Annotated in this window: 14 protein-coding genes; 4 read left to right on the plus strand and 10 right to left on the minus strand. The window is 62.2% G+C overall.

Annotation, left to right across the window (positions count from 1 at the left end; genetic code table 11):
• Nucleotides 1-21 precede the first annotated feature (21 nt).
• Nucleotides 22-1,209, minus strand: a complete 1,188-nt coding sequence (locus PWM43_RS01960; RefSeq protein WP_289840880.1) for a glycoside hydrolase family 27 protein — start codon at nt 1,207-1,209, stop codon at nt 22-24.
• Nucleotides 1,193-3,238: an alpha-galactosidase gene (locus PWM43_RS01965; protein WP_289840881.1), complete on the minus strand. Its 2,046-nt coding sequence runs from the start codon at nt 3,236-3,238 to the stop codon at nt 1,193-1,195. Before PWM43_RS01965 ends, PWM43_RS01960 begins: the two co-directional genes overlap by 17 nt.
• Before the next feature lie 224 nt (nt 3,239-3,462).
• Between PWM43_RS01965 and PWM43_RS01970 the strand changes: the two genes are divergently transcribed.
• Nucleotides 3,463-4,254, plus strand: a complete 792-nt coding sequence (locus tag PWM43_RS01970; protein WP_289840882.1) for a DeoR/GlpR family DNA-binding transcription regulator — start codon at nt 3,463-3,465, stop codon at nt 4,252-4,254.
• A gap of 159 nt (nt 4,255-4,413) precedes the next feature.
• Here PWM43_RS01970 and PWM43_RS01975 read toward each other — a convergent pair whose 3' ends face one another.
• The 4 genes from PWM43_RS01975 to PWM43_RS01990 all read right to left on the minus strand — a co-directional run bounded on the left by PWM43_RS01975 (nt 4,414) and on the right by PWM43_RS01990 (nt 7,341).
• On the minus strand, nt 4,414-4,908 hold the full coding sequence (locus tag PWM43_RS01975; RefSeq protein WP_289840883.1) for a flavin reductase: 495 nt from the start codon (nt 4,906-4,908) through the stop codon (nt 4,414-4,416).
• 131 nt (nt 4,909-5,039) lie between these two features.
• Nucleotides 5,040-5,993, minus strand: a complete 954-nt coding sequence (locus PWM43_RS01980; protein WP_289840884.1) for a glutaminase — start codon at nt 5,991-5,993, stop codon at nt 5,040-5,042.
• Nucleotides 5,994-6,113: 120 nt separating this feature from the next.
• Nucleotides 6,114-7,058 carry a nucleoside hydrolase gene (locus tag PWM43_RS01985; RefSeq protein ID WP_289840885.1) on the minus strand — a complete coding sequence of 315 codons (945 nt, stop codon included), beginning with the start codon at nt 7,056-7,058 and terminating at the stop codon, nt 6,114-6,116.
• Nucleotides 7,059-7,089: 31 nt separating this feature from the next.
• Entirely contained in the window at nt 7,090-7,341 is a 252-nt protein-coding gene (locus PWM43_RS01990; protein WP_289840886.1) for a DUF3297 family protein, read from the minus strand.
• Between the two features lie 183 nt (nt 7,342-7,524).
• Here PWM43_RS01990 and PWM43_RS01995 point away from each other — a divergent pair, with 183 nt between their 5' ends.
• From PWM43_RS01995 to PWM43_RS02005, 3 genes are read left to right on the plus strand one after another with little or no spacing between them, the layout of a single operon-like run.
• Nucleotides 7,525-10,908: a S41 family peptidase gene (locus PWM43_RS01995; RefSeq protein WP_289840887.1), complete on the plus strand. Its 3,384-nt coding sequence runs from the start codon at nt 7,525-7,527 to the stop codon at nt 10,906-10,908.
• Nucleotides 10,909-10,926: 18 nt separating this feature from the next.
• Nucleotides 10,927-12,084 carry a lipase family protein gene (locus tag PWM43_RS02000; RefSeq protein ID WP_289840888.1) on the plus strand — a complete coding sequence of 386 codons (1,158 nt, stop codon included), beginning with the start codon at nt 10,927-10,929 and terminating at the stop codon, nt 12,082-12,084.
• Between the two features lie 34 nt (nt 12,085-12,118).
• The gene (locus tag PWM43_RS02005) at nt 12,119-13,279 is read left to right on the plus strand and encodes a lipase family protein (RefSeq protein WP_289840889.1); all 1,161 of its coding nucleotides are present in this window, start codon (nt 12,119-12,121) and stop codon (nt 13,277-13,279) included.
• A gap of 11 nt (nt 13,280-13,290) precedes the next feature.
• On the opposite strand, the gene PWM43_RS02010 is transcribed toward PWM43_RS02005, so the two are convergent.
• The 4 genes from PWM43_RS02010 to lepA all read right to left on the minus strand — a co-directional run bounded on the left by PWM43_RS02010 (nt 13,291) and on the right by lepA (nt 18,782).
• Nucleotides 13,291-14,049 (minus strand): hypothetical protein, encoded by a 759-nt coding sequence (locus PWM43_RS02010; protein WP_289840890.1) that lies wholly within the window; start codon nt 14,047-14,049, stop codon nt 13,291-13,293.
• Nucleotides 14,050-14,130: 81 nt separating this feature from the next.
• The gene (locus tag PWM43_RS02015) at nt 14,131-15,489 is read right to left on the minus strand and encodes an NCS2 family permease (RefSeq protein WP_289840891.1); all 1,359 of its coding nucleotides are present in this window, start codon (nt 15,487-15,489) and stop codon (nt 14,131-14,133) included.
• A 115-nt stretch (nt 15,490-15,604) separates the two neighbouring features.
• Nucleotides 15,605-16,909, minus strand: a complete 1,305-nt coding sequence (locus PWM43_RS02020) for a nucleotide pyrophosphatase/phosphodiesterase family protein (protein WP_289840892.1) — start codon at nt 16,907-16,909, stop codon at nt 15,605-15,607.
• 70 nt (nt 16,910-16,979) lie between these two features.
• A complete protein-coding gene (gene lepA, locus PWM43_RS02025) occupies nt 16,980-18,782 on the minus strand; it encodes a translation elongation factor 4 (RefSeq protein ID WP_289840893.1) in 1,803 nt (600 codons plus the stop codon).
• Between the last annotated feature and the right edge of the window lie 38 nt (nt 18,783-18,820).

Here is an 18,820-nt window from a genome sequence, read left to right on the forward strand (position 1 = left end):
AACGCTGCTGGCCCGAAATGCTTATTTCGGCGCGAATCGCAAAACGAGAACGTCACGCATGCCGATCGTCAGGCTTTCCTGACCTGAAAAGGGTGCGACGTCGCGGTGCGTCCAGAGATCGCGCGCTTTCCGCTGCAAGACATCCGGCGCAAGCACGTCGTTCGCCCGGTCGTCGATCTCGTGGTCGAGGGTGTTGACCAGGGCCATGACGGTGCTGCCGTCGCTCAGGTCGCGTCGCCAGGTCTGGATCGCGCCATCCCAGCGGATCATCCGTCCGGCGCGGCTGCCCCGGTCCTGATCGACCTTGATGAGATCGCGGTTGGTCAGGATCTCGCGGGTTTCGGGACGCAGGGCGGAAAGGTCGTTTCCCGCGATCAGCGGCGCGGCCAGCATGGCCCAGAGCGTCATATGGGTCCGTGCCTCGCCCGACGCGTCGAAACCGTCATTGCCGATCTCCAGCATGTCCGGATCGTTCCAGTGATCCGTGTCGTCCAGGGGCGGGATCGCCTGCGTGCCGAGCGCGTTGAAGATCATGCTTGTGTAGGAGGGGCCGATATCGGTCGTGGTGCGCCAGGTCGAGGCGCCCACGGACGCGCCCCACTCCCATACGCGGTTCCATCCATACGTGCTCAGAGCATAGACGATGGGACGGCCGGTGGCGTCCAGAGCTTCGTGCATGCGCTGAAAGGCGACGATGCTCGCTTCTTTCTGGATGGCCAGCGGCCGTCCATTGAGCGCGCCGCGCAGCGAGCAGAGATCGTATTTCAGATAATCGACGCCCCAAGCCGCGAACTGGCGGGCGTCTTCGGTTTCATGACCGCTGCTGCCCGTAAAACCCGCGCAGGTTTTCGGACCCGGCGAACTGTATATCCCGAATTTGAGGCCCCTGGCATGGACGTAATCGGCCAGAGCTTTCATGTTGGGAAAGCTGCGAGGATTGGAATGCAGGACTCCCGAGGCGTCGCGCGTGCCCTGCCAGCCGTCGTCGATGATGACGTACCGATAGCCCGCGGCCGCCATGCCGCTCGTGACAAGCGCGTCCGCGGCCTTGCGGATGTCGGTTTCGGTCACTTTGTCCGAGAAATGGTTCCAGCTGTTCCACCCCATCGGCGGCCCGGCATGGGCCGTCGAGAGACGGATCGGCAGTATCGCGAGGACGACCGTCAGAATGGCGACGGCGGATCGGCGTGGGTCAGGGCGTGAGTTCAAGTGTCATGACCTCGAAGGGGGCGAGACGGATGACGACCGGCTGGTCGGCATCGAACGCTGTGGGAGCCGCCGATTTCGCCCACAACGTGCGCACGCCATAATGTGTGGGCGCGTCGTCGGGCAGTTCCAGCACGCGACGTGGCTCGATCAGGATGGTGCGGGACACCTGATCGGGATTGCGCAGCGTCAGGAAGGCTCTCTGCGGCGTCCATGCGGCCCAGCCGTAGGGTTCGAGCCGCCCCGGATCACCTCCCACCCAATGGCTGTCCTTGAGAATTTCGGCGTTGGCGCGCGCCCATCTGGCGGTTGACGCGATGACATCCCAGTCCGCGTCTTTCAGGAGGTCCGGTGTGACGTAGAGTTCCTGTTCATCTGTGCCGGTTGCGAAGAAGGAATGGACTTCATCGGGGAAATCATGACCGGGGTCATCGTTCAGGCGCTGATTCTTCTGGGCGTAGATGATGCCGTGCAGCATGAGCGAGTTGATGGGAAAGAGCGGCGCCTTGACCACGATGTTCCGATAGGTATCGGAATCGCGATAGGTGATCCAGCGCTGACGCTTCGTGCCCACGCCGCGCAGCATGTCGTCTTCGCCCCCGCGCCAGATGGAGTCCGCCGTGCGCAGCCAGAAGGGTGATGGATAGGTGCCAGTGGTCAGGTTGATGAACGTATCGGGCTTGGCCTTGTAGATGTCGGCGATCAGATGGATGGCAGCGTCGAAGTCGCTGTTGAAGACACTGCCGGGCGCGACCTGGTCCGCGTTTCCTGTGCCGTCGAATTTGAACTGGTTGATGCAGTCGTTATGCAGCATGTCGAGCACGGCCTTGTGAAAGACCGCGTAATATTTCGGTCCCGAAAGATCGAAGCCGCCGTCGCGCGTCTCGAGGCCGAGCTTCTGTCCGTTGGCGACGCGGATTTCCTTGGGCGTGCTGTAGCCGCCCCAAGGCGAAAGCCAGACGCCCGGAGCCGCGCCGAACGACGCGGCCAATGCGCAAAGGGGACGAAAACCCTGGGGAAAATCATGGCTGAACCGCCAGTTGCCGCTGCGATCGTCCCAGCCATCGTCGAACAGAAAGGAGTCGATCTGGACGCCGCGCTTGCGTACCAGCTCGTCCCCGATGGTCCTGATGCGATTTTCCGCGTCTTTCTGCGTGTAAGGCGTGAAATAGCCGATATCGTACCACGAATTGTAGTTGAGAAACGGACGATAGGGATGGGTGCGCTCGCGTTCGAGATAGATCTGGAAGTCGCGACGCATCTGTCCATGTCGCGATACGCCCGCGACGGCCGAGACGGTGAGGTCATGACCTGGTTCGATCGGGAGGGCCTGGGTCAGGCTGAGGCGGCTGCGGCCGTTGAAGACGAGGCTGTCGGCTAAGGGGCTTTCGATTCCGAAATAGACGTCCTGGATGCCGACGGGCGACCCCTGAACGTCTCCGAGCACCTCGCCGACATCCGTATGGGCTTCGAGCAATGCGACGTTCTTGATGGAAAGCGCGGTGCCGGATGGAGTGCCTGATGGAGTCAACGTGATGCTCTGGCGAAGATAGGGCGAGCCGGTCCGCTGTTCGACGCGCCAGAGCACGGCGAAGCGTCCCTTGGGATCGGTGAACCGGGCTGTCACGAAATGTCCGTCCAGGCGTTCCGCGCCACGCGCCGCGCTCTTCTGCGCCGGAAGGAGCCCCTCCTGGGGGCGAGCCGTCAGCGTGAGAACACTGCTCGGGATCTTTTCTCCATGGCTCAGATTGATGCTGAACAGGGCGAAGAGCGGGATGGTGCGGTCATGGACCACGTCCGTGAAACTTGCGTTTTTGACGTGCGCGCCGTCGATCGTCCATGTCAGCCGGGCGACATTGTTCCCGAAATGCTGCGTATCGCCGTTGAGAACCGTTTCCGTGGCCGCGGGTGCCAGAACGGTGTTTTCCGCGGCCCGGGCGTAGGCAGGGGTTGCCGCATCGAGAGCCGCGACACTCAGGAACGTTGCCGAGCACAACAGAAGCGTGACGGGAAAGCGAACGAATCGGAACATTGTTGAGCGTTCTCCGGCAAGGGAAGCAGCCGACCTCGGCCCGTGAAGTCGGTCGGCGAGGGGATGGCGCGGAAAGTAAAGCGTGATCATAAATATTCATCAAGCAAAACGATCAAAACCGGACAAAATTTATATTCATTATGATTGACCTTCCAGAGAGCTTCATAGGCACGGGTCTCGTGTTGCGATAGGATAAGGATGCAGGAACGAGCCCCGGAGGAACGATGCAGCCCGACCGTCTGACTCAGATTCGTCATTATCTTTATCGCCACGGCATGACGGGCGTGAACGAGTTGGCAAAGATCGTGGATAGTTCCGTCGTGACGATCCGGAGGGATCTGCAGCGCCTCGAAGAGCAGGGTTATGTGCGCCGTACTCATGGCGGCGCCGAGATCGTGCATTCGGGAGGCATGGAAATTGCCTTCGAGGCGCGTGAAAGCCATCGCCTGGGCCTCAAGCGTGCGATTGCCGAGGCCGCTTTCGAAGGACTGCATCCGCATGAGTCCGTTTTCATGGATTCCGGCACGACGGTGCTCCAGTTGGCCCGGCGTCTTCGTCTCGATCCCATGCAGCTCAATGTTTTTACCAACAGCATCGCCATCGTGCAGACCCTGCTCGACACGCCACAGCTTCAGATCACGCTGATCGCCGGGCGTATCCGCAACGAGAACCGGAGCATCGTTGGTCCGTTAGCGGAACGAAGCATCGAAGGACTTTGGTTCGACAGGCTTTTCCTGGGCGCCAGCGCGGTCCAGCCTGACGGGAGCATCGCGACGCCGGATAGTGACGAGGCCAGTCTGAATGCGGCGATGATCCGACAGGCCACCCAGCGTTGCCTGCTGATGGACAGCTCGAAATTTGGCCAGCATGCGACCTTCCGGGTAGGGCGTCTGGAGGACATGACGCATGTCATCACCGACGATGGACTGGCGCCGGACTGGGTCGAGCGTTTCGCGCAGGCGAGCACGGCTTTGACACGCGTGGCGTCTGATTTCGATGGACTCGAAGACGTATGATTTCTGGATTTCGGAGCCGAATCGAACCTGGAGCCTGGCCCTCTGTAAAGCACGCATGATCAGCGGGGGGGGGGGGGACAGTGGACGGTGCCGCCAGCTCCTTCCGTTTTTCAGGAGAGATGCCTGAAAAACGATAGATCGACAGTGGCAATATGAGTGTCAGACCGGAACGTAACCCCGTCGGAACCAGACGAGGCCCCGGTTCGCCGTTTTGGGGAGCGTGACGACATCGACTTCCGCGAAAACGACCGTATGCGTGCCGATGTCGCGGGTTTCGCTGATCCGACATTCCAGTGTTGCCAATGCGTCCCGCAGGATGGGCAGGCCGGTCGTGCCCGTTTGCCAGTCGCCTGTCGCGAAGCGGGCGGTCATATCCAGCCGGCTGTCAGCGAACTGGTTGGAGAGGGAATCGTGCGATTCCGCCAGAACGTTGATTGCGATGCGCCCATGCGCCATGACATGAGGATGCGTCTTGCCATCGCGATTGATGCAGACCAGCAGCGTCGGCGGGGTGTCGGACACGCTGCACACGGCTGAAGCCGTGAAGCCGTGACGGCCGCCAGGTCCATCCGTTGTGATGATCGTCACCGCGCTGGCCAGCAGGGACATGGCCTCGCGAAATGTGGGAGCGTCGGTCGAAATGGGCTTTGTCATGGTCCGCGCCGTCGGTTGAGGAGGGATAACCCTCGCATGTTATTGGTGCCCGTCCGCCGAACGGGCCGTTCGACCGGCATGTTTAATCGAAAATGGCATGATTGACATATGGCGGCGCGGCGCATGCGAAATCATGCTTCGTGCCGAGGAGGCGTGAAGACGGACCATCCCGTGGCGTGGACGAGGCGTGTCAGAGCGGCGGTGCCGAGAAGAGAGTTCCCCTGCGCGTTCAGACCGGGCGACCATACGGCGATCGAGGCGATGCCCGGGACGATTGCGAGAATGCCCCCGCCGACGCCTGATTTGCCCGGCAGGCCGACCTGAACGGCGAAAGATCCCGACCCGTCATAATGGCCGCATAGCATCATCAGCGCGAGCACGGTCTGGGTCGTCCGGGCGGAAACGGACTGTGCGGTTTCCGTGGCGACCCGTCCGCCCATCATCAGAAAACGCCCGCTTTCGGCGAGTTGGCGGCAGGTCATGGTGATGGCGCATTGATGAAAATACTGGCGAAGCACGCTCGGGATCAGATTTTGAATATTCCCGAAATTGCGCATGTCGTTGGCGAGGGCCGCATTGCGAAAGCCGGTTTCATATTCCTGCCGGGCCAGGGATTCGTCATATCTGACGCCACTGGTTTTGGCGACGAGAGAGCGAACGAAAGCGAGAAACGCGCGGCGGGCGTCGGCGGCGCCGAAATGCGAAAGCAGGATATCGGATATCACGAGAGCGCCCGCATTGATGAACGGGTTGCGGGGTATGCCGCGCTCGCTTTCAAGCTGCATGATCGAATTGAAGGGATTGCCGGAAGGTTCCTGCCGCACGCGGGACCAGATCGGTGCTCCGATGGTTTCGAGCGCCATGGTGAGCGCATAGACCTTGGAAATGCTCTGGATCGAGAAGGGTTCATTGGCATCTCCGGTGAGATGCATGCGGCCGTTGGCTTCGAGTACGGCAATGCCGAATTTGTCCGGATCCACGTCTGCGAGCGGCGGAATATACGTTGGCAGGACGCCACGCTCCGGAGCCGACCGCATGTCCAGCGCGATCGTCTCGATAAGCATGGCGATGTCCGATTGAGGCATGGACGCGGGTTCCGGCTCTGCTTTTTGGGAATGGCTTTCACCATAAACATCTTGGAGGAATGCCGGGAATATGACCGTTTGTGATTTTAGATATGCTAAATTTGCATAACTTGGGAAGAGTTAGCCCAGGCGCGCGAGCCGCTCGGTCAGGAGCGCGTAAAACCCGTCCGCGTTCCCGTCGCGGAGATAGAGTGCGTTGGGCGCTCGTCCTGTCACGCGCCAGTAATCCACGATCGTGGTCCCGGCGCAGAACTCCCCCTGCGTCTCGACGCAGATATTGACCTCACGCCCCTGGAAGAGGTCCGGGCGCAGCAACCAGCCGATCGTGCAGGGATCGTGAAGGGGCGCGCCGTCAGATTCGAACTTCTTGAGATCGAACCGTTCCGAAAACCCCAGCATGCCCGCGACGCAGCGTGCGGCGGCATTGTCGACGGCGCGGATGGCGGCGAGGCGCGCCGCGGTCGCGGCCATCTGATGTGTGACGTCGAGGGGCAGAACGACCATGGGAATGCCTGCGCCGAACACGATTTTCGCGGCTTCAGGGTCGACGAAGGCATTGAATTCCGCGTTTGGCGTGATGTTGCCGCCCTCGAAACAGGCGCCGATCATCGAGACGATGCGTGCGATGCGCGGCGCGATGTCGGGCGCCTTGCGCAGGGCCAGCGCGATATTGGTCATGGGGGCGAGCGTCACGAGTGTGATCGCGCCCTGCGGCTGAGCACGCAGATAATCGGTCAGGAAGTCCACGGCATGGGTGGCTTCCGCCTGTTTCGACGGCGGAGGGAGCGCCGCGCCATCGAGGCCGCTCTCGCCATGCACGTGTTCTGCCCGCAGGGGAGGCCGGACCAGCGGGATATCGCATCCGCGATAGAGGGGGATATCCGACCGCCCGGCCAGTTCGAGGATCGCGGCGGCATTGCGTGTGGTGTTCTCGATACCCGTATTGCCGCCCACGGTCGTGACGGCTTCGACCGTCAGTTCATCCGGCGAGGCGAGGGCCAGCAGGAGCGCCACCGCATCGTCCTGACCGGGGTCGGTATCGATAATGATGCGAATCGGCGCCATGCATGATCCTCGAAGCGGGCTGCTCTCGCTTTCAGGCTGGTTTTTCTTCGTCCTTGAACCAGACTTCGACCGGACCGGTCACCTTGATGGTCATGGGACGCCCCTTGCGATCGAGGGTGCGGCCGACCGCCATGCGCACCCAGCCTTCGCTGATGCAGTATTCCTCGACGTTGAAGCGCTCTTCATCCTTGAAGCGGACGCCAATGCCGCGTTCGAGAACGCCTTCGTTGAAGAACGGGCTGTCAGGGCTGGCGCTGAGGCGATCGGGCGGCGTATCGGACATGTGACGCAAAATCCTGTGCTGACGATGTTTCTGGGCACATAGCCTCTCCGCCATCGGACGGAAAGGGCGCTCTGCCTGCAAGGCTCCCGCTTGACGACCGCTCTTCTCTTGGAAACGTTAGGGCGCGATCCGCTTTCGGTGCGCCATGATAAGGTCAGCATCCAGCGCCATTCAGGACAAGACATGAGAGATATTTCCCGACCGATTCGACAGGCCATTCTGATGACGGGTCTCTCGTTGATAGGAGCCGCCAGCATGCCCGTGGCTCAGGTTCGGGCACAGACGGCGCTTCGCGAAATGGACGGGCTGCACACGTTCATGCGTTATCCGAACCTGCACGGCGACACGGTGGTTTTCGTCGCGCATGGCAACCTCTGGGAGGTGTCGCGCAAAGGCGGCGCGGCGCGTCGTCTGACGGCCGATCCGGGAGACGATTTTCTGCCGCGATATTCGCCGGACGGACAGTGGATCGCGTTCACCGCAAGCTATCAGGGCAATCAGGACGTCTACGTCATGCCGTCCGGCGGCGGTCCGGCCCGACGACTGACCTTCCATTCGGATATTGCGGCGAAGGCGCCCGATCGCTGGGCGCCGGACAACATGGTCATGACATGGACGCCGGATTCGCGCTCGATCGTATTTTCCTCACGCGCCCTGGCCTGGAATTCGTGGATCAACCGTCCGTTCACCGTCCCTTTGACCGGAGGCCTGCCCACACCGCTGCCGCTGGATCGCAGTGGTTTCATGACCTACGGGCCGGATGGGCATACGGTCGCCCTGACCCGCATCCTGCGGGATTTCCGGACCTGGAAGCGTTATGACGGCGGCCTGGCCCAGAATGTGTTCACCTATGACCTGAACAGCCACAGGATGGCGCAGGTCACGGACTGGTCCGGCACGGCGACACAGCCCATGTGGTTCGGGCATAAAATCTATTTTCTGGCGGATCATGATTCGAACCGCCGCGCCAACATATGGGTTCTCGACCTGGAAACGCACCAGACGCGGCAACTCACGCATTTCACGGATTTCGATGTCGATTTTCCCTCGCTGGGTGACAGCGGCCTGACATTCCAGCAGGGCGGCGCTTTGTGGGTGATGGATCTGCCTTCGGAAGAGCTTCATCGTCTTGACGTTACGGTGCCTGACGACGGCATGCGGACCATGTCGCGTCCCGTCGCCGCAGCGGATGCCATCCGCGACAGCGATTATGCCCATGAACCCAATTTTGCCGTTGCGCCGAATGGACGGCGCGCCGCTCTCGTGGCGCGCGGCGATCTGTTCTCGCTTCCGGCCGAACATGGGGCCGTGCGCAACCTGACCCATAGCAGTGATGCGGATGACGAGCATCCGGTCTTCTCGCCGGATGGCAGCCAGCTGGCCTACACGTCGGACGAAAATGGCGAGCAGCAGATATGGCTGCGCGCCGTCGATGGCGGCCCGGCGCGTCAGTTGACGCATTTCCGCGACGGATACCGTTATGCCCCGATCTTCTCGGCGGACGGCAAGCAACTGGCCTTTTCAGACAACAACAACCGGCTGTGGGTCATGACGATCGGGTCCGATCCGGTCCCGGTCGCCCAGGACATTCAGGACGAGATTCACGATCAGGCTTTCTCTCCGGATGGACATTATCTCGCTTTCAGCATGAAGCGTGACAATCACCAGCCTGGCCTTTTCCTGTATGATATCGAAACGCGCCAGCTCATGCCGCTGGGTGGCGCGGAGGCCGACACGAAGCCGCAATTTTCCAGGGATGGCCGGTATCTTTTCTTCACGTCCCAGCGTCTCGAACACCCCGTCTTCGACGAGCACGAGTTCAACGCCTATTCCATGCAGAGCACGGGTATTTATGTCGCGGCTCTGGCGGCTTCGACACCGGCCATGTTCGGAATACGGTCCGATGAGTCAGGCCCGTCCGAGGGCGGGAAGAATGCGGGGGACGGCGCGGATCAGCACGCTGGCGCCGATGCGAAGCACACCGATCCTTCCGCGGGGGTGGACGTTTACGGGATTCTTTCGCGTGCGGAGCCGGTGCCGGATATCCGGCCCGGCGTGACGAAGATCGCCATGCGCGGAGACAGGCTCTTTTACGAAACGGAACCCAAGGAATCCATTGACGGAGCGACGCCGGATGGCGGCGAACGCTCGCTTTTCAGCTATGATGTCGCCGCTCGGAAAAGCCTGTTGATCCAGCAGAAATACGACGCGCTGACGCTGTCTTATGATGGCGCGTTCATGCTGTGGCGGAATGGTCATGACTGGTTCATCGCCGAGGCCAGGCCGAAATCCGAACCTCACAAGCTCAAGGTCGATGCGATGACGGCCTTCGTGACGCCGCCCCGGGAGTGGGCCGCCATGTTCAATGAGGCGTGGCGCCTGGAGAGGGATTTTTTCTACAATCCGATGATGAATGGCGTGGACTGGAACCAGATCCATGCAAGCTACGAGAAGCTTGTCCCGCTGCTCGGGTCGTCGGCCGATTTCGGCTATCTTCTGGGGCAGTTGCAGGGCGAACTTGCCAATTCCCATACCTATGCGCAGAGCGTGGGCGAGCCGCCCGGACGGCGCTTCCCGACGGCCCTGATCGGAGCGGATTTCGCGCTCGATGCGGCGTCGGGGCGTTATCGCCTCGCGCATGTGCTGCGCGGGGATAATGCGCGCCCCGCTTATCGCGCCCCGCTCGCGCAGCCCGGCATGAACGTCCGTGATGGCGATTACCTGCTTGCTGTCGATGGCGAGGATCTGCGCGCGCCGACCGATCCCTACAGCCTGTTCGTCGGCAGGAACGGCCCGCTGACCCTGACCATCGCCGCGTCGATCGAAGGGAAGAGGCGTGATGTGACGGTCGAGCCCGTGGAGAGCGAGCTGTCGCTGCGCGAAGCGGAGTGGATCCGGCATAACCGCGAAACGGTCGATCGTCTGTCGCACGGACAGATCGCCTATATCTATCTGTCCGACATGTCCGGGCTGGGGATGCAGCAGTTCATCCGTCAGTTCTATACGCAGCTCGACAGGAAGGCGCTCATGATCGACGATCGCTGGAACGGCGGCGGCTTTATCGACGAGATCCTGCTTGAGCGTCTGCGACGTGTTCTGGACGGCATGGACGTGACGCGGCAGGGCGTGGGGCGTTCGATCCCCCAGCAGTTGATCGTCGGCCCGAAGGTCACGCTCATCAACCACTATTCCGCCTCGAACGGCGATATGTTCCCGTTCTATTTCCGGGATTATAAACTCGGAAAGCTGATCGGGACGCGGACATGGGGCGGCGTGCGCGGCATCCGCGGGATGTGGCCACTGCTCGACGGCAGCACGATTTCCATTCCCGAGACCGCGCTTTATGATCGAAAATCACAATGGGTGATCGAGAATCACGGGGTTGATCCGGATATCGACATCGAGAACGAACCCGCCGATCTTCTGGCTGGCCATGATGCACAGCTCGAAAAGGGTGTGTCGGTTCTCATGGACGAACTCAAGGCGAATCCACCGGTCATCCCGATGCCTCCTGCCTGGCTGCCGGCCTATCCACCGTCCGCGACTCCCGCAACTCACCACGACTAAAGAAGAAGCTTTTTGCCGATGCGTTTTCATCCCGCCCTGTTCGGCCTCATTTTTCTGGCGATGACCGCCTGTCACCGCATGGGCGATGACGAGGATTATTCCGCGCGGGCGTACGCGTCGGCGGGAGAGGTGATTTCACTCAAGCATCAGGCGAGCGAGGCGCCCGGCACGACCTATCGCATGGCCTATCGCTCCACGGATGCGCACCTGCCGCATCAGCTCGTGGCGGTGTCGGCGACCGTGATCGTGCCTTACGGCAGGCCGCCTTCTGGCGGATGGCCGGTCGTGGCGTGGGCTCATGGGACGAGTGGCCTTGCCATTACCTGCGCGCCTTCGATCATGGGGATCGGCGGGCCACAGGCCAGCTTCTACGGGGCATGGATCCGACGCGGGTTTGCGGTCGTCGGAACGGATTTTCCGGGGTTGGGCGAGGCCGGGACGCCGCTTTATCTGAATTCGCGTTCGGAAGGCATGGCCGTTCTGGATTCGGTGCGCGCCGCAACCCGGGCCGTGAGAGGGCTGAGCGACCGCGTGGTGCTGCTCGGCCACGATCAGGGCGCGCATGCCGTGATCGCGGCGGCGGGGATGGCCGCGGGTTACACGCCCGAACTTCAGATCCTGGGGACGATCGCGGTCGGGGCGCCCGATCCGGCCAACGATCCGCAGTTCTTTTCAGGTGTGCATGGCGAGAGCCGCTTTTCGCCCAATGTGTTCTACGCGCTGATGATGGGTGCTTCGCTCGGTCGGGCGGATTCGCAGTTTATTCCCGAACGCGCGTTCACGGACCGGGCCATGGAACTTTATGGCAAGGCATCCCGCGAGTGTCGCAGCGACGTCTTCGCCGCCATGGAGCATCGCCGTCTGACGCCGGCCAATGCTTTTGCTCCGGGGGTGGCGACGGCTCTCAAACCGGCTCTTGACTGGTCGCGCTACCCCACTTTGGCCCTCAAGCAACCGCTCATGCTGGCCATCGGCGGCGGGGATACGCAGATCCCTCTCGGCGTTCAGGAACGTCTCGGACAGAATCTATGCGCGGCAGGCACGCCTGTCAGCGTGTACCATTATGCCGGGGCGGAACATACGCCTGTGCTGCGTCGCGCGCAGATGGACGCTCTGGACTTCGCGGACGGCCTCCTGTCCGGCCGGGCGCCCGCATCGACGTGTCATCCGGGCTGATCTCGTGGCAGGTCTTGGCGCATTTCCGAGAAGGATGTCCTGGGCAATCGCTCTGGCCGTGGGCCTGACGGGGACGCTGGGCGGCTGTGAGGCGCCACAGGTTGACGCGCCTCTTTCCTTTCGTCCCCAGCCGGGAGCGCTGATTTCGGTCATTCCGAAAGAGAACGACTTTCCCGGTCGCTCGGCGGTCGTGACCTATTACACGACGGATGTTCTCGTCCCGGCCCATATGCTGACGGTCACTGCGATGGTGTTCACGCCCGCAGGACCGCCGCCGGTCGGGGGCTGGCCCGTCATGGCGTGGGGCGACGGAATGCCCGGACTGGCCGACGATTGCGCCCCCACAGCGACAGACGTATCGCGCGGTCCTTACGGCCCCTATCTTCTGTCCTGGCTCAAACGCGGTTTCGCTGTGATCATGACGGACCAGCCAAGGCGCGGGCGGCCATTTTATCTGAACGCGCGGGAAGAAGGCATGAGCATGCTGGACGCCGTGCGCGCCGTCACGACGAATGACGGGCGTTTCAGTCGTCGCACCGTGCTGGCAGGGCATGGACCCGGCGCGCACGCCGCTCTTTCGGCGGCCGGAATGGTGGCGGAGTACGCGCCGGAGTTGCGGATCGGTGCGGTCGTGGTCAGCGGGGCGCCGTACTGGGACTCCCGCAGTGTGGCGATGCTGGCGGGGCAGGTCCGTGGGGAGAGCGGCCATCAACGTGATCCAGAACTGGGAGAACTGATGCTGATGGGCGCATCTCTCGCCGCGGCGATGCCGACAGGCGACGCCGCGCGGGCCTTTTCGCCGCAGGCCCGGACTGTCTATCAGCAGGCGGGAACACTCTGTCCGGTGCCCTTCATGGCACTTCTCGCGACTTCGGGCCTCACGCCCGCGACAGCGCTCACCGCTTCGGCGTTCGAGGATCTGAAACCGGCATTCGACTGGGCGGCCTACCCGACATTGCGTATCCAGGCCCCCGTTTTCTTCGCTATTGGCGGAAAGGACGTTCAGGTTCCCGGCGCCGCGCAGGATCGCCTCGCTGCCGATCTATGTCGCGCTGGCACCCGCATGCGGGTGCGCCATGACCCGGATCAGAACCACATGAGCGCGCTATTCGTGTCGAGCGACGAGGGCATGACCTTCGCGCAGAATGCCCTGCGCGGCGTCGAGCCGGGATCGGACTGCGCGGCGTTTCGATAAAAATTGTCGGGTCAGGATACGACGCTGATCCGACGGATCATGGGATCGCCCTGAAATGTGGACGGGCCGGTATGGCTCAGTTTCGGACCCCGATGCAGCCAGACTTCGCCGCCGAGTTTCCGCCAGCGGTGGCAGAAGGTGAAATCCTCGCTCAGATAGGTCTGCGTTTCCGGGTCGATCATGCAGTCGAAGAGCGCGTAGGCGTCCTGTTCCGGCGATGCGTCGGTCGTTGGGGCGTCGATCCTTCGATAGCGCGTTTCCGGGTGCGCCGTGCGCAGGCGTGCGACGACCTCGCGTTCGATCAGCAGGAAACCGGTGCCCAGATAGGCGACTTTCGCCAGAGGCTCTCCGGCTTTCGTGCCGGCCTGTTCATAGATGGAAGCGCAGTCGCCGACATAGCGCAGACTCGCGGTTTCAGGCGGCTCGCCAAGAGCCATCAGGCGGCTTGTCGCGTTGTCCCAGTATCGCGCCTTGAGGGGATAGGCGCCACCGATGACGGGTTTTTCCGCGGCCAGAAGAGCTTCGATATCTGAGACCGAAAAGCCGATATCGCTGTCGACAAACAGGATGTGCGACGCATCCGTGCGCGTGAAAAACTGATGCAGCAGCGTGTTGCGGGCGCGGGTTATCAGGGCGTCGTCGCCGATGGTAGCCAGAGTGACCTGGATGCCGCGCTGACCGGCCTCCATGACGCAACCGAGAACGGACTGCATGTAGCTCTGGGTCAGCAGGCCGCCATAGCATGGCGTGGCGAGAAAGATATGGGGCATGGTGTCCTGACGCTCGGTGATCGTGGCGTCAGTCTGCCGATCAGGAGTTTCGGACGGGTTAATGCCGGGTGGGTTTATGTGTCAGCCGCTGGTGCCAAGTCCGAGCTGGTTCGTCAGAATGAGATAAAACAGAAAGATCGCGTCCAGTCCGAGCAGCGTCGGGGTGAGACGCGCGAACTGTCGCGTGGCCATGAGCAACACGGAGTAAAAAATCAGGCCAAGCGCTAGGCTGTACATGAAATTTCCGGTCAGTACGGCGATCAGCAGCATCAGCAGGGGCGTCATGACGGCTTCGGGAGCACGGTCCTGCATCGAGAAGATATGCGAGAGCATCCCCAGTCCGACCAGGATCAGAACGGGGGCGGTCGCGATGGCCGGTATGATCGTGATAATGGGCCAGAAGACGGCGGACGCCAGAAAGAGAAGTGCGACGACAACGGCGGTCAGACCCGTGCGCCCGCCCGCTTCCACGCCGACGAGGCTCTCGATATAGGCCGAGACCGTGCATGTCCCCAGGGCGCTCCCGATCATGCTGGCCGCGCCGTCGGCGGCGAAGGCGGCGCGGCTGGGTGTCGGTGTGCCGTCCGCCTGGAGAATCCCGGCCCGGCCGGTGATGCTGAACATCGTGCCCGTGGCGTCGAAGAAGTCGCTGATGAGGAAATAGAGGGTGATGGGAAGCAGAAGGCCGAGATGCGAGGCGAAGTCGTGAAAATCGAACGCGAAGAGAAGATGCGTGGGGTAATGCGGCCATTCCGCGAGGTGTTCCGGCCAGCGCGTTATCGGATGACCGTGATCGTTGAGGAACAGGCCCGCGATCGTGACGACGGCGATCGCCAGCAGGAGGCCACCCGTCAGGCGACAGACGGTCGCGATGGCTGCGACTCCCAGGCCGCCCAGACAGAGCAGGACGGCCGGGTTTCCCAGTTCTCCAAAGTGAAACCCGTCCGCCGCCGGAACGGCCAGGCCACCTGTGATCATGCCGATCCGCGCGATGAAAATGCCGATCGCGACCTGAATGCCCATCACTACGGGCTGCGGGAAGGCCCGCACGAGCTTTTCGCGCAACCTCGAGACCGAGAGCGCCGTAAAAGCCGTTCCTCCGAGCAGAATGATGGTGAATGCCGTGGCGGGTGCCACGTGCATCTGCTGGACGACGACCTGCGCGAAAATGACGTTGCTGCTCATCGCTGGCGCCAGGGCGATCGGCAGGTTGGCGACAAGGGCCATCAGCAGAGTTCCGCAGAAGGCGGCTGCGATGGTCGTCATGATCATGTCATGGCGGTCCAGCCCCGCAGCGCCCATGATCGCCGGATTGACCGCCATGATGTAGGCCATCGCACCGAACGTGGTCAGACCCGCCAGAATCTCACGTTGCGGGGTGGAGCCGCGCTCCGAGATGCTGAAATGACGGTCGAGCCATGACGGGGATTTCTGAGGCAAGAAGGTCTGTCTCCCGACAATGCGTCATGATGCCCATGGGGGAGGGGCTGGAACGTCCGGTGGGAGACATGATGTTCGTTGCGATGACGTTCCGCAAGTCCGCTATTCAACGCCGCTACTGGAGATCCGCGTAGGCGGGGGTCAGCGCGGCGCGGAGATCCCTGAACGTCCCGTCGCCGGTCTGGCCTACGAGACCCAGAAGATGAAGCACAAGAGGCTGTATGTCGGTATTGTTGATGGGCGCGAGCTTCGTGCCGCGCGCAAACGCGGGGCCATTGCCGATAAAGATCGCGGTCATCTCTGGCGCCGCCGGGTCGTAGCCATGAGCGCCTCCGTGAACCGGATGCGTATCGCGCGGGCCGGTCAGAACCCACCCCACGTCAGCCAGGCAGATAAATGCCGGAACGCGGGCGTTTCGACCGTAATGCAGCCGCTCCGGGATATGCTCCTTGGGCCAGCACTGGACGTGATCGTGCGGTTTGGCCAGGGCGTCGGCCAGGGACCGTTCATGACCCGGCGTCGGATTGATGCCTGCATAGGCGCCGGACGTGACGATCTCCATCTCTCCGACCGGCGCCAGACGGGACAGGGGAATGGCGCGATGCGGGCTTATCTGAGCCATGCCGTGATCGGAAACGATGATGATGTTCGCGATGATATGGTTCTGTCGCAGACCGTCGAGCAGCATCCCGACCGCGTGATCGACGGTTGCCGCGGCCGTATGTCGGGCTTCGGAATTCGGCCCGTCGCTGTGACCCGCATGATCGACGTCTTCGAGATAGATCGTCGTCAGAACGGGACGTTCGGCCACAGGTCTCTGAAACCATCCAAGAACGCGGGTGATGCGGTCATCGGCCGACAGGGTCTTGTCGTAATGCGCCCAGTCATCCGGCAGGACGCCCTTGATCGGCGTATCCGTGCCCGGCCAGAACATCGACGCCGCATGCAGCCCATGGGTTTCCGCCGTGACCCAGACCGGTTCCGCGCCATCCCACCAACGCGGATCCTGCAACCCCGTTCCGCGCGAGACATCGAAGACTTCGTCAGGAATAGCCGGGTCCAGCATCCGGTTGCCGACGATGCCGTGCATGTCCGGGCGAAGGCCGGTGACGAGCGTATAGTGGTTGGGAAATGTCACGGACGGAAAAGACGGATGCATGTCGGCCACGGCGCCGGTGTCGGCGAGGTGATCGAGCGTCGGCGTATCGCCCTGGTAGAGATAGTCGTTTCTGAACCCGTCGAGCGAAATCATGATGACAGGCACCGGGCCGCCACCCGGACTCGTCGGAAAGGAGGTTTCAGGCTGAGCACAGCCCGAGAGAATCGTCAGGAACAGGAGGCATAGGGGCAGACGGCGCATGTACCGACAGTGACAGCGCGGACGTGCGCGATCAATCTGTTGCGGCGACCTGTCGTTCATTTTAAAGATCGGAGGTTCGGCGCAGCGGTGCTCTTCAATGTTCCCGACGCGCCCGCCTCCCGGAGCAGGCTCAGTCCATTTTCAGGGCGGCGAGGAAGGCGCTCTGCGGAATTTCGACCTTGCCGAACTGCCGCATGCGCTTTTTACCCTCTTTCTGCTTCTCCAGCAGTTTCCGTTTGCGGCTGATGTCACCGCCATAGCACTTGGCGGTCACGTCTTTCGACATGGCGCCGATGGTCTCGCGGGCGATGACACGCGAGCCGATCGCGGCCTGAATGGCAATCTTGAAAAGCTGCCGCGGGATCAAGTCCTTGAGTTTCGCGCAGATCGCGCGACCGCGATTTTCGGCCACGGTGCGATGCGCGACGAACGCGAGCGCGTCCACAGGCTCCTGATTGACGAGAATGGAGATGCGGACGAGATCGCTCTCTTCATAGCCGTCCATGTGATAGTCGAAGCTCGCATAGCCGCGCGTCAGTGATTTCAGGCGATCATAGAAGTCGAAGACGACTTCGTTCAGCGGCAGCTTGTAGACGGCCATCGCGCGGTTGCCGACATAGGTGAGGTCGAGCTGCACGCCGCGACGCTCGCTGCACAGCGTCAGCACCGCGCCGAGATATTCGTCCTGGACAAGAATCGTCGCCTTGATCCACGGCTCCTCGATGGAGGCGATCTTGCCGATATCGGGCATGTCGGCGGGGTTGTGCAGGTCTTCCTTCGTCCCGTCCGTCATGGTCATTTTGTAGACGACGGACGGGGCGGTCGCGATGAGATTGAGGTCGAATTCGCGCGACAGGCGCTCCTGGATGATTTCGAGATGGAGCAGTCCGAGGAAGCCGCAGCGAAAACCGAAGCCGAGTGCGGCGGACGTTTCCGCTTCGAAGTGAAAAGACGCGTCGTTGAGGCGCAGCTTGCCCAGCGATTCGCGCAGCTTTTCGAAGTCATCGGCATCTACGGGGAAGAGACCGCACCACACGACCGGGATCGATGGCTTGAACCCTGCGAGCGCCGCCGGGGCCGGATGGCGATCCAGGGTGATGGTGTCACCGACGGCGACATCCGCGACCGTCTTGATGGCGGCGTTGATGTAACCCATCTCGCCCGGACCAAGTTCGTCGACATTGGTCATCTTGGGCAGGAAAACGCCGACCTGATCGACATGGTAGGTCGATCCTGCCTGCATCATGCGGATGCGGTCGCCGCGTTTGACGGTGCCGTTCATCACGCGGATCAGGATGATGACGCCGAGATACGGATCATACCAGCTATCGACGAGAAGCGCCTGAAGCGGTGCGTCGCGATCGCCCTTTGGAGCGGGCAGCCGCGTCACGAGCGCATCGAGCACGCCCTCGATGTTCAGACCGGTCTTGGCGGAAACTTCCACCGCGTCGTCGGCCGGAATGCCGATCACTTCCTCGATCTGCGCGCGGACGCGCTCCACATCGGCCGCCGGGAGATCGACCTTGTTCAGGACCGGGACGATCTCGTGGTTCGCGTCGATGGCCTGATAGACATTGGCCAGAGTTTGCGCTTCGACGCCCTGGGAGGCATCCACGACCAGAAGCGAGCCTTCGCATGCCGCGAGCGAGCGGCTGACCTCGTAGGCGAAGTCCACGTGGCCCGGCGTATCCATCAGGTTGAGGATATAGGTCTTGCCGTCCTTGGCCGGATAGGTCAGGCGGACGGTCTGGGCTTTGATGGTGATGCCGCGCTCCTGCTCCAGCTCCATGCTGTCGAGCACCTGCGCTTTCATCTCGCGCTCGGTCAGCGCGCCACATGCCTGGATCAGACGATCGGCAAGCGTCGATTTGCCATGGTCGATATGGGCGATGATCGAGAAATTACGAATCTGGGAAAGCGGAGTGGCGGTCATGGTGCGCTACATAGAGGATCGCCGGAGCAATGTCAGCG

It is taken from the genome of Brytella acorum (assembly GCF_029309905.1).
Taxonomy (GTDB): Bacteria; Pseudomonadota; Alphaproteobacteria; order Acetobacterales; family Acetobacteraceae; genus Brytella; species Brytella acorum.